14 protein-coding genes are annotated in these 20,525 nt (G+C 71.3%); all 14 read right to left on the bottom strand.

The genetic code is table 11. The annotated features are described in order from the left end of the window. Positions 1-7: 7 nt before the first annotated feature. The 14 genes from P1K89_RS08230 to P1K89_RS08165 all read right to left on the bottom strand — a co-directional run bounded on the left by P1K89_RS08230 (position 8) and on the right by P1K89_RS08165 (position 20,515). Entirely contained in the window at positions 8-3,382 is a 3,375-nt protein-coding gene (locus P1K89_RS08230; protein WP_284615894.1) for an Ig-like domain-containing protein, read from the bottom strand. Positions 3,383-3,556: 174 nt separating this feature from the next. Further along, on the bottom strand, positions 3,557-5,245 hold the full coding sequence (locus tag P1K89_RS08225; RefSeq protein WP_284615893.1) for an asparagine synthetase B family protein: 1,689 nt from the start codon (positions 5,243-5,245) through the stop codon (positions 3,557-3,559). A 20-nt stretch (positions 5,246-5,265) separates the two neighbouring features. Continuing rightward, a complete protein-coding gene (locus P1K89_RS08220) occupies positions 5,266-7,542 on the bottom strand; it encodes a heparinase II/III domain-containing protein (protein ID WP_284615892.1) in 2,277 nt (758 codons plus the stop codon). Next, on the bottom strand, positions 7,539-8,711 hold the full coding sequence (locus P1K89_RS08215) for a hypothetical protein (protein WP_284615891.1): 1,173 nt from the start codon (positions 8,709-8,711) through the stop codon (positions 7,539-7,541). The genes P1K89_RS08220 and P1K89_RS08215 overlap by 4 nt, the downstream gene beginning before the upstream one ends. Before the next feature lie 17 nt (positions 8,712-8,728). Continuing rightward, positions 8,729-10,165, bottom strand: coding sequence for a lipopolysaccharide biosynthesis protein (locus P1K89_RS08210; protein WP_284615890.1), 1,437 nt, complete (start codon positions 10,163-10,165; stop codon positions 8,729-8,731). A gap of 51 nt (positions 10,166-10,216) precedes the next feature. Then, positions 10,217-11,224: a polysaccharide deacetylase family protein gene (locus tag P1K89_RS08205; RefSeq protein WP_284615889.1), complete on the bottom strand. Its 1,008-nt coding sequence runs from the start codon at positions 11,222-11,224 to the stop codon at positions 10,217-10,219. Further along, positions 11,221-12,537: a putative O-glycosylation ligase, exosortase A system-associated gene (locus tag P1K89_RS08200; protein ID WP_284615888.1), complete on the bottom strand. Its 1,317-nt coding sequence runs from the start codon at positions 12,535-12,537 to the stop codon at positions 11,221-11,223. The genes P1K89_RS08205 and P1K89_RS08200 overlap by 4 nt, the downstream gene beginning before the upstream one ends. 3 nt (positions 12,538-12,540) lie before the next feature. Beyond that, positions 12,541-13,539 carry a transglutaminase-like domain-containing protein gene (locus P1K89_RS08195; RefSeq protein WP_284615887.1) on the bottom strand — a complete coding sequence of 333 codons (999 nt, stop codon included), beginning with the start codon at positions 13,537-13,539 and terminating at the stop codon, positions 12,541-12,543. A gap of 15 nt (positions 13,540-13,554) precedes the next feature. Further along, the gene (locus P1K89_RS08190) at positions 13,555-14,922 is read right to left on the bottom strand and encodes a phenylacetate--CoA ligase family protein (protein WP_284615886.1); all 1,368 of its coding nucleotides are present in this window, start codon (positions 14,920-14,922) and stop codon (positions 13,555-13,557) included. Continuing rightward, positions 14,919-16,025: a glycosyltransferase family 4 protein gene (locus P1K89_RS08185; RefSeq protein ID WP_284615885.1), complete on the bottom strand. Its 1,107-nt coding sequence runs from the start codon at positions 16,023-16,025 to the stop codon at positions 14,919-14,921. Before P1K89_RS08185 ends, P1K89_RS08190 begins: the two co-directional genes overlap by 4 nt. 147 nt (positions 16,026-16,172) lie before the next feature. Continuing rightward, the gene (locus P1K89_RS08180) at positions 16,173-17,507 is read right to left on the bottom strand and encodes a nucleotide sugar dehydrogenase (RefSeq protein WP_284615884.1); all 1,335 of its coding nucleotides are present in this window, start codon (positions 17,505-17,507) and stop codon (positions 16,173-16,175) included. Between the two features lie 169 nt (positions 17,508-17,676). Continuing rightward, on the bottom strand, positions 17,677-18,399 hold the full coding sequence (locus P1K89_RS08175; protein WP_284615883.1) for a GNAT family N-acetyltransferase: 723 nt from the start codon (positions 18,397-18,399) through the stop codon (positions 17,677-17,679). Beyond that, positions 18,396-19,622 carry a glycosyltransferase gene (locus tag P1K89_RS08170; RefSeq protein ID WP_284615882.1) on the bottom strand — a complete coding sequence of 409 codons (1,227 nt, stop codon included), beginning with the start codon at positions 19,620-19,622 and terminating at the stop codon, positions 18,396-18,398. Before P1K89_RS08170 ends, P1K89_RS08175 begins: the two co-directional genes overlap by 4 nt. Then, entirely contained in the window at positions 19,619-20,515 is an 897-nt protein-coding gene (locus P1K89_RS08165) for a hydrolase 1, exosortase A system-associated (protein ID WP_284615881.1), read from the bottom strand. Before P1K89_RS08165 ends, P1K89_RS08170 begins: the two co-directional genes overlap by 4 nt. Positions 20,516-20,525 lie beyond the last annotated feature (10 nt).

The following is a 20,525-nucleotide window of genomic DNA, read 5'->3' as shown; positions in this document are numbered from 1 at the left end:
CCTTCGTTCACTGGTACGTGATCACCAGCTTCGGCCGCAATTCCGGCGTCGTGGTGATTTCGCTGGAGTGGAACTGCTTGAGCGCGCCGATCGAACCGGACAGCGGCATCACGCGCCAGCCATAGTTCGCGGGAACCGGTGCCGAGCTCATCTGCTGCACCCCGGCCGTGATGTCGAAGGTCATCAAGCCCGGGTTCCAGTCGATCGTGGCAGTCGCGTCGACCACCGACGAGATGTCGCTGCCGACGCCGTTGGCGCCGCCGCTGGACCACGGCACGCCTGCCATGCGGTTGTTCCAGGTGGCACCGCCTTCGGTCCAGTCGGTCAGCACGCGCTGCAGACCGTAGGTCATGTTGTAGGCGGAGAACTTGTACAGCGACAGCTGGGCGGACGTGATCTGGGCACCGTTCGGCACCGGCCCGCCCTCCGACTGGAAGATCGCGAAACGGATCAGCATCGGATAGAACGCGTACTGGTCCTGCACCCGCGCGTAGCCACCGTAGTTGTTGGTCTTGTTGTAGCTCGACAGGTAGGTGTCCCAGACGCCGGCATTCGGCGCGACGCCGCGCTGCAGGGTCACCGTGACGCTGCTGCCCGGTGCGATCACGCTGACGGTGCGTGACGCCGATGTCGTCGTGAGCCCGAGGTTGTCGGTTGCCACGGCCACCAGCGTGCTCTGGCCGAGCGGCGCATTGGGCCACGAGACCACGTAGGGCGCGGCCGTCGCGACGCCGATGCTGGCGCCGTTGGCGAAGAACTCGACCTGGGCCACCGAGCCGTCGTCGCCGGCGCTCGCTTCCACGGAGATCGGCGTGCCCTGCACCACCTGCGCGTTGTTCGCCGGCTGGGTCAGCGCGACAGTGGGCGGCTGGTTCTGCGGCGGCCCGTTGACGGTGATCGTCACCGCGGCCGAGGTGCGGGTCGCGCCCAGGTCGTCGGTCGCCACCGCGGTCAGCACGCGGCTGCCCGTGGCCGCGCCGGACCAGACGATGCTCCACGGCGCCGACGTGCGCTCGCCGATCTCGACGCCATCGGCGAAGAATTCCACCTTCGCGACGCTGCCGCCCGGATCGCTGGCGTCGGCGCTGATCGTGATGTCGGTCGGCTGCGTGAACTGTGCGCCCGTCACGGGCGAGGTGATGGCCACGGTCGGCGCGGTGTTGCCGCCGCCGCCCGGATTGACCCAGCCCGGCGGCTTGTAGACCCAGATGTTGCCCTTGACCGCGTCCGAGAGCCCCATGAAGACATCGAGGTTCGACACGTACTTCCACTTGCCGAGAATGCCCGTGCCGATGCTGTCGGCGGGCACGGCACCCGGGGGCGTCGCGTTCTTCGTCAGCGTCCAGCCCGAGGCCGACGGCGCCCCCGGCGGCTGCGTGATCGTCCAGACGCGGCCGTCGCCGCACCACAGCTTGTAGTCGTTGCGCAGCGGATCGAACTCCAGCGCGCACTTGCCCAGGTTGATCGCGCCACTGGCCAGCAACGACATGAATTCGCCACTGGGCTCGCTGGGCACCACCAGGGTGTCGCCGTTGTCGAAGGCCGGCGTGGCCAGGTTCCAGAAGATCAGCGGCTTGGTCTTGCTGTGCGTCGACAGGAAGATCTTGCGCGCCTGGTCGTAGGCGCAGGTGCTCTGGCCGCCGGAGCCGCCGTAGTAGTAGCGGCCGACACGGGTCCACTTGTCGGCGGCCGGGTTGGCGAGGTCGGTGATCTCGTAGCGGTACAGCTTGCTGGCGGAGCGCAGGTAGACCACGTCGCGGCCGTTCTCGACCGCATAGCCGGTGCAGCCGTTCGACAGCACTTCGGTGGGCGGCGTCGAGTTGGCGTTCGCGTTGAGCCAGGCCTCGCGGTTGGACCACATGTCGCCGCCGACGATCTGCGGATACGGTGCGACGCGCTGCACGTGCGAGCCGGTGGACCCGCCGACCTTGTCGGGATGCGCGCGCGACGGGTCGAACAGGTAGGGGCCGGTATTGCGTGCCAGCCCGTCAGCGCCCTGGGTCAGGAAGTGGCCGCCGTTCTTGTCGGCGGCACCGCCCGGGACCAGCATGCGATCGAGGATGGGCAGGAAGATCGTGTTGTCGTACGTGTGGGCCGAGGCCGGCGCGTGGGCGACGCCGTCGATCGCGTTGACGTGACCGAGCGCGTTCTCGATCATCTCGCTCGGCAGCGCCGCACGCTCCCACAGGCGGGTGCTGGCGCGCCACATGTAGACGTCGTTGCCGCGGTAGTTGGCGTGTCCGCCGCCGTACAGGATCAGTGCGGCGCGGTTGGGATCCCAGGCGAAGCTGCTCCACGCCAGGATGATGCGCGACGGATCCGGATTGCTCTGGAGGTACAGCGGGCGCAGGGCCGCCGGTGCCCAGACCGACGAGTAGTCGTTGAGGTTCAGCTTGGCCCACGAGTTCTCGGGCATCGCGGCGATCACGCCGAGCACGTCCGACAGGTCGCCGGTGGACGTCGGATTCGCCGGCGCGACGGACAGCGCACGCCGCTTCTCGCCGGCGGCGCTGGGCTCCATGCCAGGCGCCTCGGACGGTTTGCCGGCCGACACGTCCACCAGCACCGTCAGCGGCTGGCGGGCGCTCTGCCCACGCGCATCGGCCACGCGCACCGAGAACGCATAGTCGCCGGCCTGCGTCGGCCGGCCGGTGATGCGGCCGCTCGCCGCGTCGAGGGCCAGGCCCGGTGGCAGCTGGCCTTCGTCGACCGAGTAGCTGAACGGCGGCCGGCCGCCACGCACCTCGACCGTCCCGATGTACGGCTCGCCCTTGAGCGCGATCGGCAGCTTGTCGGTGGCCAGCGCCAGGATCGGCGCGGCGTTGCCGAGGTAGACCAGCCGCACCGCGTCGACGTACACCGGCGCGCCGCCGGGGCTTCTGAACTCGATGGTCGAGGCCTGGCCGGCGTTGAACGGGAACGTGCCGATCGACTGCCACTGGCCGCCGCCCAGGCGCTGGTCCACCGAGCTCGCCATCGTGCGGCCGCCGGTGAAGCCGACGGTGATGTCGACCGGGCCGGCGTCCTCCAGGCCCTGGGGCCACCAGACGAACACCTCGTAGTGCCCGGCGCGCGGCAGCTTGGGCTCGAAGCGCGCTCCGCCACCGGTGCTGCGCAGCACGAAACTGCCCTTGGCCAGGTAGCCGCGGCGCTGCTCGGCCTTGGCGCCGTCGGCCACGATCGCCGACGCCGCGTCGAGCACCAGCTCGTCCTGGTTGGCGACGGCCGCCAGCGCGCTGCGCTTCGTCTCCTGCGCCTGCATGTCGGTCGACCCGCCGCCGCCGCAGGCCGCCAGCACCAGCGCTGACATCAGCAGCGCGGGCCACCGGTGGATTCGGGCCGCTGCGTCAGCGGCGACGGCGGCAAGGCGGCGAGTCTTCATCGGAGGAGCCGATCGTTAGCAAATGTAGGGACGATGCAGGTTCCATACCAGTCCGTTGCCGGTACAGCCTGACAAGGACTTAGCCCGCGACCTTGGGCCTGCCGCGGCAAGCCTGTCAATCCCGTCGACAGCCTCGAAGGGGTTGCGACGCGCAGGGCGGGGCCGGGAGGCCGCTCAGGATTCGAAGCGGTGCTGCGGCGCGTGCCGCTGCAGCCATTGCTCCAGGATCGACAGGATCCAGACCATCTCGCCGTAGTAGCCCGGGTGCGCCGGCAGCAGTTCGCTCACCAGTCGACGGATGAAGGCCGGCTGCACGATGCCGCGGTCGGCCAGGCTCATCAGCGTGTCGGTGGCCAGCTTGCGCAGCGGCTCGTGGCGCGTGACCCAGACGCCGAACGGCAGGCCGAAGCCCTGCTTGCGCTTGGTGATGATCTCGTCCGGCAGGAAGCCGCGCAGCGCCTCCTTGAAGAACCAGCGCAGCTTCAGGCCCTTGAGCTTGTATTCGGACGGCAGCCGCAGCGAGAAGTCGAGCAGCGCCTGATCGAGCAGCGGGAAGCCGACGCCGACATGGGCCAGGTGGGTGCTGCCGCGCACCTTCGGCAGGTCGCTTTCGGCGAGCGTGTAGCGCCAGTCGAAGGCCAGCATGCGGTTGATCTCGCGGTCGGTGCGGGCCTGGGCCCAGACTTCGCGCTGCTGCCGGGCCGGGGCCTCCTGGTCGATGCGCGCGAGGAATCCCGGGGTCAGCACCTCGTCCATGCCGAGCCGGCGCAGCAGGTTGTACATCTGCAGCCGGTCCGGCATCGGCACGCGGGCCTGCTCGACGTAGCTGGCCCCCTTCTTCACCAGCGGCAGCTTCGCCGCCACCGCGGTGCCCAGCAGCGGCTCCATCAGCCCGCTGCGCAACGGTCCCGGCACCGCACCGTACCAGCCGAAGATGCGCTGCTTCGCATAGCGGCTGTTGCCGCCGAACAGCTCGTCGCCGCCGTCGCCGGCCAGCAGCTTGGTGACGCCGTCGTCCTTCGCCACCTTCGCGCAGTAGTAGGCCGGCAGCGCCGACGAGTTGCCGAAGGGCTGGTCGTGGGACTGGGCGATCAGCGGCAGGCTGGCGGTGACGTCCGCCGGCGTCACGTAGTACTCGTGGTGATGGCTGCCGAAGCGCTTCGCGGCGATGCGCGCATAGGCCATCTCGTCGTAGCCCTCGGCCTCGAAGCCGATCGAGTAGCAGTGCGCCGGCTGCCCGGCGGCCTGGCCGATCATGCCGGCGACGGTGGAGCTGTCGGTGCCGCCGCTGAGGAAGCAGGCCGGCTTGCTGCCGTCGAGCTCGGCGGCGACCGACTGTTCGAGCAGTTGCAGGAACTCGCGCTTGAGCGGCTCGAACGAGGCCGAGCGCGGCTCGCTGAATTCCGGCACCCAGTACGGCGTCACGGTCAGCCGGCCATGCTCGAACACCGCGCAGTGGCCGGCCGGCAGCCGCAGCACGCCGCTGAAGATCGTGCGCGGCGACGGGATCATGTGGAAGTACAGGTAGTCGAACACCGCCTGGGCGTCGATCGGCGTCGCGCCGTCGGCCAGCGCGTCGGCGCGTTCGGCGAAGCGCAGGCCGCCGTCGACGATCCGATAACACAACGTCTGAGCGGCAAAGCGGTCGACCGCCAGCACGATGCGGCCCGAGGGCTCGCGCAGCGCTACCGCGAAGTCGCCCGATACCTGCGCGAGTGCATGCGCGGGCGACGATGCTGCGGCGAAGGCGCGGGTCCAGGCGCCGGCGCGGTCGCCGGCATCGGCCAGGGCCTGCAGCGCGGCATCGGCGAAGCGCGGCCGTCCGAGCAGCAGCGGTTGAGTGGTGGTGTTGTTCTGATCCATGCCCCTGGTCGATGCGGTGTTCACCACCACATGCCCTCGAAATACACGAAGCCGAGCCACAGCCCGGCGGCGATCCATGCGGCGATGCTCGCCGCGCGCAGCGGTGTCGCGGCACGCGGCAGCCAGCGCCGCAGCGCGAGGAACAGCAGCTCCTGCGCGAACCACGCGATGGCGATCCACTGCGTCCAGCGCCAGCGGAAGTGCACCCGTTCGACGAAGCGCGGCGTGCTGCGTTCGGCCTCGGCCAGCGCCGACAGCACGGCCTGGCGCGCCGCACCGGGGGCGGCGGCCGCGGCCAGCGGCAGCGGCGCGGCATCGCCGATCGCCAGCTGACCGCCGTCGCGCCGCAGCTGCAGCGGTCCGGCCGGGCCGTCGAGCGCCAGCGTCCAGTGGTCGGCGTCGGTCCACTGCTGCATGCGGGCCGCCAGCACCGCGGCCGACTCCGACGCCCCCAGCGCGAACGCGGCCAGCGCCCAGGCCGGCTGCGACGGCTGGCGCACGACCAGGCTGGGCGCGGCGACCGGCTCGCGGTCGTCGACGACCCAGCCGCCGAAGGGCTCGCGGCTGCCGCGCAGCAGCTCGATCCGCAGGCTGTCCGGGCCGGCGATGGCCACGGTGAGCGCGCGCTGCGTCGCGCGGTCGACGAGCCGGTAGTGGCGTTCGTCGACGCGGCCGGCGACGAGGTCGGGCGCGAAGGTCCAGTGCGTCGCCGTCGCGCCCGGGGCGCCCGTGGTGTGGTCGAGCACCAGCCACAGGTCCCGGCCCGGCAGGCGCAGGATCTGGCGCCGGACCTGGAAGCTGCCCGGCCCGTCGCGCAGCAGATCGACGAACGACAGCTGCTCGCCGTGCAGCGATGCCAGCAGGCGCGATTCGCGCTTGGACACCGCGGGCTCGCCGGCGCCGTGCGGCGCGTTCGAGCCGGGCCAGGAGGTGGCCTGCTTGCGGCCCCACGCCCCCCACGGCCAGTAGCCCACGTTGGTGATCCACGGCCGGCCGTCCGACCAGGTGACGAGGCTCAGGTCGTCGGCGAGCTTGTGGCCGAGGCCGGGGAAGTAGGACCAGGTGACCGCGGTCTGGCTCTGTGCGCCGGCGGCACCGGCGCGGTCCCACCACAGCGCGTGGCCCGACAGCGGATAGAGGTCGAACGAGGGACGCGGCGCCGCCCAGTCGCTGCGCACCTGCAGCGGCTGCGCGTCCTCGCGCGGGCCGCGCGCGGTGAGCGCCGGGCCGTGGCCTTCGCTCACGCTGCGGGTGTCGCCGAACATCGGCAGCGTGCCGTCGGGTCGGCGCAGCTTGCCGTAGAGGTCGACGGCCTTCTCGTAGCGTGGCCACCAGTCCGCGCGGATCGGCACGCCGGCCAGCGTGGTCAGGCGCAGCGCCATGCCGAAGAACTCCAGCCCGGTGCCGTGGTAGCCGGCCGAGTGCAGCAGCGTGACGCCTTCGGTGCTGATGTAGTAGCCCAGGTGCTGGGTGAAGCGGCGCTGGCCATGCGCGAAGAAGCGGCGCTCCGGGTCGAGCATCGGGAAGGCCAGCGAGACCTGCATCGCCGCGAGGTCGGAAATGATGCCGTGGCCGGTGCGGAACGCGTAGTGGCTGTCGCGCGTCAGCAGCACGGCGCTGCGCTGGACCAGCGCCAGCACGCGCCGCGCCACGGCCGGATCGAAGTCGGCGCGGCCGCGGTAGTGGCGCCAGAACTTCACCAGCACCGGGATGCGGGCGGCGATCGCATGGTCGTTCCACAGGAAGCCGCTGTTCAGCCAGCGCGCCGCCTCGACGTCGGCGAAGCGCACGAGGTCGTCGCGCGCCTGCGCGAAGTAGCGCTCGTCGCGCGAGAGCGCGTAGGCGTCGAGCAGGGTGTCGGTCGCCACCAGGCTGGCCAGCAGCAGCTGCCAGGTGGGGGGGCCCTTGACGAGGTCGGCCTCGGCGAACGGGCGCTCGATCGTCGTCGGCGCATAACCGGCGAAAGCCGCGGTGCCGCGCAGCACCTGGTCGGCGCGCAGCATCGTCGCGCGCGGATCGCCGTCGGGGCGCGCGGCGACCAGCGCCATGCGGGCGATCTCGTCGAGCCGGCCGTCGTCGGGACCGCGGCGCGCGGCCTCGATCGCCGCGTCGTCGATGCGCGGGCTCGGCACGTACCAGTGCACCAGCTCCGGCACCCAGATCACCGCCAGCACCGCGAGCGCAAGCAACGTGCCGATCAGCAGGCCGCGGCGCGCGCTCAGCGGTGCGCTGCGGCGCGCGGCCGCGGTCGGGGCGCCGGCGGCGGCCAGCACGTCGGATGGGGTGTCGATCGTCATGCGGGTTGCACGCGGTCCGCGGCGCGCCGCACGTGATCGCCGGTCACGAAGCGCGGATCGAACATGCAGTCGCGCGGGTTCGCGTTCACCAGCTGCTCCAGGTAGAGGGCCAATTGTGCGGCCCACAGGTAGCGGTCCGAGCCGGTGGCCGCCAGGATCGCGAGCTGCAGCGCGAGCCTCGGACTGCGCCACGATGTGCTGCGCAGCGCGTCGCGGCCGAACGCGCGCAGGCCGGCGGTGTTGCGGTAGGGGCGTTTCTCGGCATACGGGATGTCGGCCCACTGCGGGTAGGCGCGCGCGATGGCATCGTGGTGCAGCTGGTGATCCCAGGTGAACTCGGGCGGGATGCGGCTCAGGAACTCGAACAGCGCCGGGTCCATGTAGGGCGTCAGCACGCGCCTGGCGCCGACCGGCGCGACCGCGATGTAGCGCATCGTGCGGTTCCAGAACAGGAAGCTCGCGAGCGGGTTCACCGCATCGCGGTGGCGATCCATCTCGGCGCGCAGCAGCGCATGGGCGGCCGCCGGATCGAACAGTCCGGGCAGCACGCGGTCGACCGCGTTGGCGCTGAGAAAGCCCGCGGCGTAGCGGTCGGGCTCGTTCACGAAGCGCTCGACCAGTTCGCGCGACTGCAGCAGGCCCGCCGACAACACGTCGCCGGCGATGCCGTCGTAGACGGTCATCTGCGCGATGTGCTCGCGCAACGGCACCATCCAGGCGTGCTCGATGGCCGAGAACGCGGTCAGCTCGTTCTTGCGCCGTTCCCAGTCGGCCAGGCGCCCGTGCGGGCGCAGCACCACATGCTGCACGCCGGCGCGTTCGCACAGCCGCGCGGCGATCTCGGCGTCGTTGTTCGCCGGCAGGTCCACAGAGATCGCCAGCCGCGGCTTGCGGCCGCTGGTCACCAGCTCGAGGAAGATGTGCCGCGAGTCGCGGCCGCCCGACAGCAGCACGACCTCCGGCGGCAGGGCGGCCATCGCGGCGCGGAACAGCTCGATGTAGCCGTCGATGATCGCGTCCCGGGACAGCCCGAGCGGGCGGTCGAAGATCAGCGGCTGGTTGCGGATGCGGTGCTCGCGGAACGCGGTGCGTTCGCCGACGAAGTGGCCGGCGCGCATGCGCAGCGACAGGGCTTCGAGGTCGAAATGGTCTTGCAGGAAGGAGCGCATGCCGGCGTTCTCGCGGGTTAGCGCCGCCGCAGCGCGAGGATCTCGCGCAGCACGCCGCGGTTCAGCAGCAGCGACAGCAGCAGGTAGCTGGCGGCCCCGGCGGCCACCAGCACGCCCAGGCGCAGCGCGACCGACTCGATCGGCGCCGCCAGCCGCAGCAGGTGCATCGCGCCGGCCATCAGCGCGGCACAGCCGGCCGGCGGCGCCATCGCGCGCAGCAGCGCCGGCAGCCCCATGCCCAGCACGCCGAGCGACGAGCGCATGTTGATCAGGAACACCAGCGGCGAGGCCAGCACCCACGCCAGGCAGAGCCCGTACAGCCCCGACTGGCTGCCGACGATGAACGCCGGCAGCATCACGGCGTTGGACACCAGCAGGTTCTTCAGGCCGACGTCGGCCCGGCCGATGCCGTCGGTGGCCGACGGCACGAAGTTGCCGACCATGCGCAGCGGCATCATCAGCGCCAGCACCTGCAGCGGCAGCACCGCCGCGGTCCACTTGGTGCCCAGCACGACGGCGATCAGCTCGGGTGCGGCCGCCGACAGACCCCACAGCACCGGGAAGGAGAAGAAGCTCAGCAGCCGCACGGCCTTCAGCAGGTAGCCGGCGGCGACTCCGGCGCCTTCTTCGTTGGCGCGCGCGAAGGCCGGGAAGGCCACCTGGTTGGCGAGCGCGGAGATCTTCTGCACCGGCAGCGACGCGAGGTGCATGGCGACCGAATACACGCCCAGCGGCTCCTTGCCCAGCAGCTTGCCGGCGATGAACATGTCGGCCTGCGAGTAGACGAACCACAGCAGCCGGGCGGCCGTCATCTGCCCGCCGAAGAGGATCAGCCCGCGCACGCCTTCGAGCGACAACCGCGGCCACTGCAGGTAGGGCTTGACGACGTTGCACGCGATCGCGCGGCAGGCGTGGGAGACGAGCATGCCGCCGACCAGCGCCCAGACGCCGAAGTCCAGCAGCGCCATCGTCAGCGTCGTCAGCGAGCCGAGGATCGCCGAGCCGAATTCGATCAGCGACTGGCGCTTGAAGTCGAGCTCGCGCGACATCAGCGCGGTCGGCACCGAGGTGAAGATCGCCAGCAGGAAGGTGGCCCCCAGGGCGCGCAGGATCGTCGCCAGGCGCGGTTCGCCGTAGAAGTCGGCGATGGCCGGTGCGGCCGCGTACTGCAGCGTGAACAGCAGGCAGTCGACGACGATGATGGCGCCGAACACCTGCCGCACACGCTGCTCGTCGAGCCGGTCGACCTGCACCAGCGCCTGTCCGAGCCCGATGTCGGCCATCAGCGTCAGGAAGGCGACGAAGACCGTGGCCATCGCCAGCAGGCCGTAGTCGGCCGGCTGCAGCACGCGCATCACCACCAGCGTGACGCCCCAGGTGAACAGCTGCCCGAGCAGGCGCACGCCGCCGCTCCAGGCGAGGGCAGAGAGAACCTTGGATCGCAGCGTCGTCATCTTGTCGTTGTCATGCGAACGGCGCCGCGCACGCGCGGCCGGGCGGGTGGGTCACGCGGCGGGCGAGGCCCCCAGCGCGGCGACGGTGCGGCCACGCTCGCGCAGGTTCATCGCCAGGCGCAGGCGGAAACGCTGGCGGGTCTTGTCCCACGGCGTGAAACGCGGCAGCTGGAAGCGGTCGGCGTGACGGTCGGCCGAGCCGGCGGCGGTGGTGACGGCGGCGTCGAAGCCGCTGTCGCGCAGCATCGCGACATGCTCGGGGCCGAAGTCGCGCCCGGGCACGCCGTTCGGGTAGGCGAACAGGGTCACCGGCTGCTGCAGCAGCGCCTCGACCTGCGCCTTGCCGTCGAGGATCTCCGCCCGGGCCTGCGCCGGCGGGATGCGCGCGAGGATCGGGTGCGTCACCGTGTGGCCGCCGATCTGCATGCCGCCGTCGCGCAGCGCGCGAAGCTGCGCGGTCGTCATCATCAGGTCGCGCGGCAGCGGCTCGCCGGCATGGTGCGCCAGCGCATCGACCGCCTGCTGCCGCTGCGCCTGCGGCAGGTACTTCGTGGCGCGCTGCAGCGCCTGGATCGCCGCGCGGCGATCGTCGAGGGTCGCCAGCGCGTGCACGCCGAGCCCGAGCTCGGTGAGGTCGAGCCGGTCCTGCCGGCAGCGGCGGATCGTCTCCGAGATGGTGTCGTTCCACATCCGCCCGCCGTCGAGGTAGCCGGTGCTGATGAAGAAGGTCGACGTCAGGCCGCGGCGTTGCAGGATGGGCATCGCCTGCGTCAGGTTGTCGGCGTAGCCGTCGTCGAAGGTGATGGCCGCGGCGCGGTGCGGCAGGCCGCCTTCGTTCATCCGGCGCACCGCGACATCCAGCGGCAGCACGTTGAAGGTGTCGGCCACCCACTGCATCTGGCGGTCGAAGGCGGCCGCGTCCGGCAGGTCCGGCTGCAGCTCGTCGGGCCGCGCGAGCACGCGGTGGTAGATCAGGATCGTCAGGCGGGCGTTCCTGCCGCCCGGCGACAGCAGGCGCATCGCGGCATTCGTCGCTGCGTTGATCGTGGCGTCGATCATGGCGTCCCCATGCGCGAGCTCGCCCCTGCGCCGAGTGCCGGCGACTGCACCAGCGGCGATGCGCTCTTCTCCGCCTGCAGCTGCTTCGCGACCGCGACGTCGGTCAGGATGGCCAGCGCGACGACGTAGTACGGCAGGTCGAAGTTGACCAGGTTGACGAAGGCGCCGCCGACCGCGAAGCCGGCGATCGACACCTGGACCATGCGCGCCAGGTTGGCGGCCCAAAGCGTCGACTCGGTCGTGCAGCTCTTGATGATCTTGCCGCAGCGACGCCAGCACGAGATGCCGATGCCCAGGTACAGCGCCAGGCCGACGAAGCCGTGTTCCGCGAGGGCCTGGAAGTAGATGCTGTGCGGCGAATAGGCCTTGGCCCAGTCGGTCACCGCGTAGCGGTACCACGTGGCCGGGTTCTCGGTGACCTGGAAGCCGCCGCCGGTGACCGGGTGGTGCATGGCCAGGTTCCAGATCATCTTCCACGTGTACAGCCGGCTCTGCGCCGAGTGGTCCTCGTGCGTGGTGATCGTGCCCATCTTGTCGGCCCACTGGTCCGACATGATCGCGAACATGCCCATCGCCAGCGTCGCGATGATCGCCAGCATCAGCCAGCGGCGCTTGCTCTTCAACGCCAGCATCACCGCCATCACCAGGCTGCCGACGAGCGCGCCGCGCGAGGTGGTGCCCAGCACCGACAGCGCCGTCAACGCCATGACCACGTACAGGCCGATGCGCACCCAGCGATGGGTCAGCTGCGTGGCGAGGTAGTAGCCCAGCGGAATGATCATCAGCATCGCTAGCGCGAGGTGGTTGGTCACCTCGATGAAGCTGCCCGGCGGGCCCATCACCATCGAACGCCCGCCGTGGGCGATCGTGAACAGGCCGCCCTTGAAGCCGTAGAAGCCGAGCGACAGCACCATCACCCACACCAGCAGGTCGATCTGCTTCTTGCCGTGCAGCAGCATCAGCGTGGCGAACAGCACGAGCTGGATCTTCGTGACCTTGATCCACGCTTCCCAGACGTATTCCGGGTTGTTGAACGACGCGATCGAGGTGATGCACTCCCAGACGTAGAAGGCGACCAGCAGCAGCGCGGTCGACGACTTCGGGAAGGGCTGGCGGTCCCGCGACACGAACAGCATCGCGAGGATCAGGAACGCCGTGATCTGGGCGAACGGCAGGCTGTAGGCGAAGCCGTAGGTCAGCCGGTGCGGGCTCATCAGCCCGAGCCAGGCCCACAGCAGCGGCGCGACGTAGTGGTACCTGAAGCACAGCAGCAGCAGGCCGGTGAAGAGCAGCGTGAACAGGACGTCGCGCATGCCTCATCCTCTCCGGGCGCGCCGGCGGCGCATCAGCAGCTGGCCCAGCAGCAACGCGGCCAGCGCAATCCCGCCGGCGAAGGCCGCCAGCAGCTTGGTCTTCAGGCTGGCCATGCGCTCGCGCATCGGCCCGTTGGTGTCCGATTCGACCGCATGGATGCGCGGGTGCACACCCAGCACGATCGCGCCGAGCTGCTCGAGCGAGCGCGACAGCCGGCCCAGCTGCTGCACCGCGAACGAGTCGTCGTAGCGCTGCACCGCGTTGCCCCACCACAGGTACCACTGGTCGGCGCCGTTCTTGTAGTACTCGTACAGGTCGAGCTCGTTGCGGAATCCCAGCCGGCCGGGGGCGGGCTTGACGATCGCGATCTGGCGGCCGTCGCCGCGCAGCACGGCGCGCCATTCGGCTGCCGACAGCGGCTCGCGGCTGCCGGCGTCGACCACGTAGAAGTTGTTGAACGGGTCGATGAAGCGCCAGCGCTTCGCCTGGCGGTCGTAGAGCTCGACAAACGCGTGGCCGTGGCCGCCGTAGCCGTCGAACGAGAACGCCCATTCGCGCACGAACATGCCGGCGGCACGCGCGATGGCGATGAAGGTGGTGGTGTAGTCCGCGCAGTAGCCGCTGCCCTGCAGGATCTTGCGGTAGGTGCCGGCCAGGTCGTCCTGCGCCGCGTCGCCCTTGCGCGGGTTGTCCAGCAGGTGCCGGCTGATGGCCACGGCCCGGTCCCAGTCGGTCGGCAGCGCCGCCAGCTTCAGCTCGGCGGCCACGCGGTCGAAGGCCGGGTTCGGTGCGGCCGCGGCATCGACGAGGTAGTCGGCCGGCGGGTTGGCCGGCGTCCAGTCGATCGCGGCCATCGGTGTCGTCGCCGACCACAGCAGCGCATTGCGCAGCCGCACCGCCTCGGTCGACGGGCGCGCGTGCTGCGCGACGTAGACCAGCAGCAGGAACAGCGCGGCGAGCGTCGCGAGGATCGCGGGGACGGAGGACAGGGCGCGTTTCATCGTTCGAAAGGGGCGTCAGCGCAGCGCCGGCGCGACGCGGCTGACGACATAGCGGAACTTGCCCGAGGCTTCGGACGGGATCTGGGCGACGCGCTCGATTTTCACCCGCACGGCGCTGCCGAGCCGGGCGCGGAAGTCGTGCGCGATGCGCTGCTCGGCCGCTTCGTCGAAGTCCGGCCCGGGCACCACCTGCACGACGGTCTCGTCGAGCGACAGCTGCTCGATGCGGAAGCGCTCGACGCCGGGCAGGTCGCGCAGCGTGTAGATCAGCGCCAGGCCATGCATCACCGTGCCGTCCTGCGCGACGACGAAATCGGTGGTGCGGCCCTGCACCTCGGCCAGCACCGGCAGGCCGCGGCCGCAGGCGCAGGCCCCCTGGCCGACACCGCCGAGCAGGCCGACGTCGCCGGTGCGGTAGCGCACGAACGGGAAGTCCCGCGTCGCCAGGTGGGTGATCACGATCTCGCCGGCCTCGCCCGCATCGCAGGGGCTGCCGTCGGGGCGCACGGTCTCGACGACGATGTCCTCGGCGCAGATGTGCAGCTGGCCCGACGGGCATTCGTGGGCGATGAAGCCGGCGTCGCGCGCGCCGTAGCCGTTGGCCACCGGCGCGCCGTAGGCCCGCATGATGGCCTGGCGCTGTTCGGGGTAGAGCCGCTCGGAGGTGACGAAGACGACCCGGATGCCGAGGTCGTCGAGCCGCAGCCCCTTGTTCGCCGCATGCGTGCCGATCAGTGACAGGCTCGACGGGTAGCCGAACAGCATCGCCGGCTTCACGCGGCGGATCTCGGCGACGAAGCGGTCGAGGTTGGCCGGCGACATCTCGAAGGCCGGCAGCAGCTCGCTGCGCATCAGCGCGTCACGGATCTGCTTGATGCGGTCCTGCGCGCCGAGCTCGATCGGCGAGCCCCAGACGACGAGCTCCTTGTCGCCGATGTCGACGCCCCACCAGCGCGTCGCGCGCCACTTCGCGCCGACGTCGTGGCTCTTGCGCGCCTTGCCCATGTAGAAGATCAGCGGCTCGCCCGACGAGCCGCCGGTGTTGTAGCGCGTCAGCGGGCCGTGGTCGTCCGCCTTCAGCCGGTCGGCCTGCGCGCGCATCTCGGGCTTGCCGTGCAGCGGCAGTGCGCGCAGCGCGTCGATCGACGTGACCGCGCGCGGATCGAAGCCGCGGGCCTTGAACAGCTCGACGAAGTACGGCACGTGCGTGCCGATGTCGGTGAGGAAAGCGCGCAGCCGTTCGACGCGGTCGGCCTCGATGCGCTCGGCGCTCCACCACTGGCTCGCTTCGAGCCGCTTGCGCACGGCCACGGATGCGTGGCCCTTCAGGCGCTCGTGCAGCGGGAAGAGCACGTGCGAGCAAAACGCGGTGTAGGGCTTCATGCGACGACCCTCTCCCGCCCGCGCAGGCCTGCCGCGCGGCGGTAGGCATCGAGCCACTGTTCGCGCACGCGCGGCCAGGCATAGCGCTGCGCGGTGTGCAGGCCTGCCTGGCGCAGCCGTTCGGCCAGGGCGGCGTCCTGCAGCACGTTCAGCGCGGCGTTGGCCATCGCCTCGGCATCGCCGATGGGCACCAGCAGGCCGTCGACGCCGTGCGTCAGCAGGTCGGGGATGCCGCCGGCGTCGGTGCTCACGGTCGGCACGCCGCTGGCGAAGGCCTCGAGGATCGAGATCGGCATGTTGTCGACGGTGCTCGGGTTCAGCACGCAGTCGGCCGACGCATACAGCGCGCCGATCTGCGCGTTGTCGATGCGGCCGCTGAAGCGCACCGCGCCGGCGATGCCGAGCGACGCCGCTTGGCGCCGCAGCGCCGCCAGGTCAGGACCGCTGCCGGCGACGGTCAGCGTCGCGTTGCGCAGCGTGCGGCGCACGATCGCGAACGCCCGCAGCGCGGTGCCGATGTCGTAGATCGGCTCCAGGTTGCGGGTGACGATCAGGTGCGGCGCATCACCGGGATCGCGCCGCGGCGCCGGCGCAAAACGCGTCAGGTCGATGATGTTCGGGATCACCTCGGCGTCGAGTCCGTGCTCGCCGAAGACACGCAGCAGGAAGGCCGACGGCGTGACCCGCAGCTGCGCGCTGGCCAGCGTGCGCAGCACATGGCGCGGGCCGTGGCTGAAGAACTGGTCGGCGTGGCCGCCCCGGTAGTTGACGATCACCGCGCAGCCGCGCAGCCGGGCGATCACCACCGCCGGCCAGGCGAACAGGTGCCAGGCCCAGCCGGAGTTGGCGAGCACGTGCATCACGTCGGACCGGCCGGCGGCCGTCCACAGCTGCCACAGGTAGGGCAGCAGGCGGAAGCCCGCGCGCAGCACCGGCACGCGGCCGATCCAGGCCGGCGCGTAGGGCGCGTTGTTGCGCACCAGCGTGACGGCCAGGCCCTCCTGCCGCCACAGGCGCAGCAGCTGCTCGCACTGGTTGGCCATGCCGCCGGACGGCGGCGGCAGCGGGCCGACCAGGCACAGCCGGGGCGCGGTCACGGTCATGGGGCACCCCTGGCGCTGCGCGCAGCCTGACCCGCGGAGGGGTCAGGCCTTCGCCAGGCAGGGACCGTCCGCAGGGACGGTCCCTGTCCGGGCTCAGTCCCGCCGAGCGGGGGCTGAGCCCCTTCGGGCGGCCGGGCGGCGCTCACGTCACCAGCACAGGCCGGCGACCCGGGCGCCGCGCGCCTCGATCGCGTCGCGGTTCGGCAGCTTGACCAGGTCGATCAGCTGCTGCTCGGGACGGCAGTGCGCCGCCAGCGCGTCGAACACGCGCGCGTCGTTGAGGCCGACCACCAGCACGTCCGACTCGGCGATCACCGCCGCGAGGTCGGCCTTCAGCAGCTGGCCGATGTGCGGCAGGTGCGTCTCGACATAACGCCGGTTCGCACCCAGCAGCTGCGCCAGGTGCACCTCGGGGTCGTAGACCGACAGCTGCAGGCCCTTGCCGATCAGCTGCTCGGCCAGGGTCACCAGCGGGCTCTCGCGCAGGTCGTCGGTGCCGGTCTTGAACGACAGGCCGACGAAGCCGATCCGGCGCTTGCCCGACGCCATCACCGCATCGAAGGCCAGGCCGAGATGCGCCTCGTTCGAATCGAGGATCGCCGCCAGCATCGGCACCTCGACGTCGCGCTGCTTGGCCAGGTAGGCGGTCGCGCGCAGGTCCTTCGGCAGGCAGGAGCCGCCGAAGGCGAAACCGGGCTTCAGGTAGGCCTTCGAGATGTTCAGCTGAGTGTCCTGGCACACCAGGTCCATCACCTCGAAGGGATCGACGCCGAGCGCAGCGCACAGGCGCGCGGTCTCGTTGGCGAAGGTGATCTTCAGCGCATGGAAGTTGTTGCAGCAGTACTTCATCATCTCGGCCGAACGCACCGAGGTCTCGAGGAACTTGCAGGGCAGGTGGCCGAACAGCGCCTTCAGCTTCTCGGCCGGGAACGCATGGTTCGCGCCGACGACGGTGAACGGCGGCTTGTCGTAGTCGCGGATCGACGACCCTTCGCGCAGGAACTCGGGCTGGAAGCAGAGGTGGAAATCGACGCCGTCCTTCTTGCCGGAGAGCTTCTCGATGATCGGGCGCAGCACGTCCTCGACGGTGCCGGGCACCAGCGTCGAGCGGAAGACGACGACGTGCGGCTCGGCCTTGGCCCCCTTTGCCCCGATAGCGCGGCCGATGCTTTCGGCCAGCTTCAGGATCGCGCCCTGGTCCTGGCTGCCGTTGGCCGCCGACGGCGTGCCGACGCAGACCAGCGAGATCTCGGTCTCGGCGACCGCCTGCTCGGCATCGGTCGTCACGCGCACGCGGCCGCTGGCGGCCACCTGCTGCATCAGCTCGACCATGCCTTCTTCGACCACCGGCGTCTTGCCGGCCATGATCAGCTCGAGCTTGCTGCGATCGATGTCGACACCCACGACCTCGTGGCCGTCGCGCGAGAGGCAGGCCAGCGACACCGCGCCGACGTAGCCGAGTCCGAAGATGCTGATTTTCATGGAGTTCCCTGGATGAGGACGACGGGCAGCGCGCCCGCCGTGGACGGCGGACGCACGGGCCCGCAGGCCGGGCGCACCCCCCCGAAGGGCAGACATGCGAGCCCGGAAGGCGGGCATACCAGCCCGGCCGGAGTATGGAAGCGCCGCGGGGGCGTCACAAGGAATTGGATCACGGCGGTCCGAGGCGAAGTTGCGGCCGCTGGCCGTCGTGCCAGGACAGGTGCACGAAGGGCGCCTGGCCGAGGAATGCCAGCTGCACCGGCCCCAGCACGAGGAAGCTGGCCGTGGCGCAGGTCTCGGTGCCCAGCCGCGCATGCGCCGCCAGCGAAGCGGGGTTGAAGGTCGCGATGCGGCTGAGGGTCCAGGCGATGCCCTGCGCAGCGAGATGGTCGTCCACCGCCTGCCACAGGCGCGCCATCGTGCGGCCCAGGCGGTAGCGCGGTTCGACGTAGACGTCGTAGTCCCAGACGCAGGTGCCGGGTGATGCCAGCACGAAGCTGCAGCGCACTTCGTCTTCCTCGTAGCGCTCGTGCTGCCACCAGATGTAGCCGGCAAAGTCGCCCTTGACGACCGCGCTCATGCAGTGGCCGCCGCTGTCGAAGCGCCGCTGGATCACCGGGGCCGGGCGCGGGAAGTGGCGCAGCAGCGGGCTGTCGGGCGCGGCCAGCGCCAGTTCGGTCGACGGGTCGGGGCGCAGCCGCGGTGCGCCGGCGCGGCCGATCGGCTGCGCGACGATGCGGTAGCGCACCAGCCAGGCGCGGCCGCCGCTGGCCGCGCGCAGCGCCCGGTCGACGAGGTACAGCACGGCGTCGGTCGTGCCGAGCTTGGCGCGCAGCGCACGCAGCCGTGCCGCCCAGCCGGCGGACTGGTCGCTGTCGGCGGGGCTGCTCATAGCGTGTCCAGCCACCCGGCCAGCTGCCGCGCGCGGCCCTCGCGGGAAGCCGCGCTCACCGCGGCGGCCGTCGGCAGCAGCGTATTGCGGCCGCCGTCGAGGCAGTGTTCGAGCAACGCGGCGATCTCCGGCGCCGAGTCGAGCCGGGCCAGCTGCGCGATGCCGGCCTCGCGCATCACGCCGGCGGTGTCGCCGGCCGGGTCGGTGAGGCCGAGGATCGGGCGGCCGGCGCGCAGGTACTCGTAGAGCTTGGCCGGCACCTGCTCGTTGCAGCTCGACGCCTGCAGGACGAGCAGGCCGTCCACGCGCATCATCTCGGCCAGCGCGTCGCCATAGCCGACCGGCGGGGCGATCTCGATGTAGGGCTCGACCCCGTGTTGCCGCGCCATGTCGCGCAGCAGGTCGTCGTGCACCGCGGCACGGAAGCGCACGACCAGCGTGCCGGGCCGGATCCGGCCGCTGTCGTGCAGCAGCCGCAGCGCGGCGATCAGCTGGGAGGGGTCCCTGTCGCCCGGATAGACGATGCCGCTGTGAAGCAGCACCCGCGGCGAGCCGTTCGCGGCCGCCGGCTCGGGCCGGCGCGCCGCGGCGGCGAACGCTTCTTCGTCGTAGCCGTTCTCCAGCAGGTGGATGCGCGCGGCGGCCTGCGGGTACAGGGCCTGGTAGCTGCGCACCGCGCTGGGCGTCGTGAACGTGCACATAGAGGCGTTGCCGAGCGCCATGTCCTCGATCCGCTTGTACGCCTGCCAGGTCTTCGGGTCGCTCGGGTAGCCCTCCTGCGCCATCGGATCGCGGAAGTCGGCGATCCAGGGCAGGCCGGTCTTGCGATGCAGCGCCGCGCCGATGAGGTGCGCGGTGGCGATCGGGTGGGTGCTCCAGATCGCGTCCGGCCGATGCGCCCGGATCATCTCCAGCCCGACGCGCACGGCATCGAAGCGCCAGCTGACCCAGCGGTCGGGCCGCGCCATCGCGCCGATGTAGCGGCCGCCGATGGACAGGTGGCGCGCGGTGTCGAGCGCCCACGCGCGGCGCACGACGGTGTCCGGCGGCACCTCGCGCAGCAGGTCGTCGGCCGTGCGTTCGTAGGCGCGGGGATGCGCGCTCAGCACCAGCGGCTGCCAGCCGTGGCGCGGCAGGTGCTGCACGAAGCGCAGCGTGCGCTGGATGCCGCTGGAGCCCGCCAGCGGCGGGAAGTGGAAGGCGACCATCAGCAGCTTCTTCATGCCGTCGTCGCCTCCCGGGCGGGCTTGCCGTTGCGTGCACGGTCCAGCGCATGCAGCCAGTCGGAGGTCAGTCGTTCCACCGCGCGCTGGGCCGCGGGGTCGGAGAAGGTGTGGTCGGCGCCGTCCAGCGTGTGGCGCTCGAGCCCGGCGCGTTCGAACGCGCCGCGCCATGCGGCGTCGCTGCGCGTGGCCTCGACGAATTCCTTCGCGGTGTAGTCGTCGCCGCTGAGGATCAGCAGCAGCGGCTTCGACGTGTCGCGCCAGGCTGCGGCCATGCGCTGCTGGTACGGCAGCTGCGCGGCCGCGGCCGCGGGCGCGCCGCCGCCGCGCGCCGCGCGCAGGTTCGCCAAGAGGCCGCTGACCGCGCCCCAGGCGACGCCGCCGCGCAGCAGCTTGCGCCAGAAGCCCGGCTGCATCAGCCGCTGCAGGTAGTAGTGCTTCACCTGGGTGCGCGCGAGCGTCTGCGCCGATCGCACCCAGGGGTTCAGCAGGCACAGCGCCGCGACCCGCGCATCGCGCCGGTCGTGGCAGTACATCAGCGCCGCCGACGCACCATCGCACAGGCCCCACAGCGCGACCCGCTTCAGGCCCGGCAGTGTGGCGAACAGGAAGTCGATCGCCGCGCCGATGTCGTCGCCGATGGCCTCGAAGTTGCGCAGGTCGCCGCCGGCGTCGCCCATGCCGCGCACGTCGAAGCGCAGCACCGGGTGGCCGTCCGCGGCGACGCGGCGCGCGAGCTGCACGAACTGGCGGTGGCTGCCGACGCGGTACTGCGGTCCGCCGACGATCACCAGCAGCGCGGTCTCGGCCGGCTTGCCGGCGAGCGTCGCGGGGGCGCTCAGCACGCCGACGAGCGGCTCGCCGGCGCAGTGGAAGACGTGGGCGCTGTCCATCGTCGCGCGG

Origin of the sequence: Aquabacterium humicola (assembly GCF_030167915.1) — a bacterium.
Classification (GTDB): domain Bacteria; phylum Pseudomonadota; class Gammaproteobacteria; order Burkholderiales; family Burkholderiaceae_C; genus Pseudaquabacterium; species Pseudaquabacterium humicola.
Note: the sequence above shows the minus strand (reverse complement) of the source record. Positions and strands in the feature narration are given on the sequence as shown.

Bases quoted from the DNA above. Each gene is read 5' to 3' on its own strand.
- P1K89_RS08230 (WP_284615894.1), bottom strand. From the start codon at position 3,382: ATGAAGACTCGCCGCCTTGCCGCCGTCGCCGCTGACGCAGCGGCCCGA.
- P1K89_RS08225 (WP_284615893.1), bottom strand. From the start codon at position 5,245: ATGGATCAGAACAACACCACCACTCAACCGCTGCTGCTCGGACGGCCG.
- P1K89_RS08220 (WP_284615892.1), bottom strand. From the start codon at position 7,542: ATGACGATCGACACCCCATCCGACGTGCTGGCCGCCGCCGGCGCCCCG.
- P1K89_RS08215 (WP_284615891.1), bottom strand. From the start codon at position 8,711: ATGCGCTCCTTCCTGCAAGACCATTTCGACCTCGAAGCCCTGTCGCTG.
- P1K89_RS08210 (WP_284615890.1), bottom strand. From the start codon at position 10,165: ATGACGACGCTGCGATCCAAGGTTCTCTCTGCCCTCGCCTGGAGCGGC.
- P1K89_RS08205 (WP_284615889.1), bottom strand. From the start codon at position 11,224: ATGATCGACGCCACGATCAACGCAGCGACGAATGCCGCGATGCGCCTG.
- P1K89_RS08200 (WP_284615888.1), bottom strand. From the start codon at position 12,537: ATGCGCGACGTCCTGTTCACGCTGCTCTTCACCGGCCTGCTGCTGCTG.
- P1K89_RS08195 (WP_284615887.1), bottom strand. From the start codon at position 13,539: ATGAAACGCGCCCTGTCCTCCGTCCCCGCGATCCTCGCGACGCTCGCC.
- P1K89_RS08190 (WP_284615886.1), bottom strand. From the start codon at position 14,922: ATGAAGCCCTACACCGCGTTTTGCTCGCACGTGCTCTTCCCGCTGCAC.
- P1K89_RS08185 (WP_284615885.1), bottom strand. From the start codon at position 16,025: ATGACCGTGACCGCGCCCCGGCTGTGCCTGGTCGGCCCGCTGCCGCCG.
- P1K89_RS08180 (WP_284615884.1), bottom strand. From the start codon at position 17,507: ATGAAAATCAGCATCTTCGGACTCGGCTACGTCGGCGCGGTGTCGCTG.
- P1K89_RS08175 (WP_284615883.1), bottom strand. From the start codon at position 18,399: ATGAGCAGCCCCGCCGACAGCGACCAGTCCGCCGGCTGGGCGGCACGG.
- P1K89_RS08170 (WP_284615882.1), bottom strand. From the start codon at position 19,622: ATGAAGAAGCTGCTGATGGTCGCCTTCCACTTCCCGCCGCTGGCGGGC.
- P1K89_RS08165 (WP_284615881.1), bottom strand. From the start codon at position 20,515: ATGGACAGCGCCCACGTCTTCCACTGCGCCGGCGAGCCGCTCGTCGGC.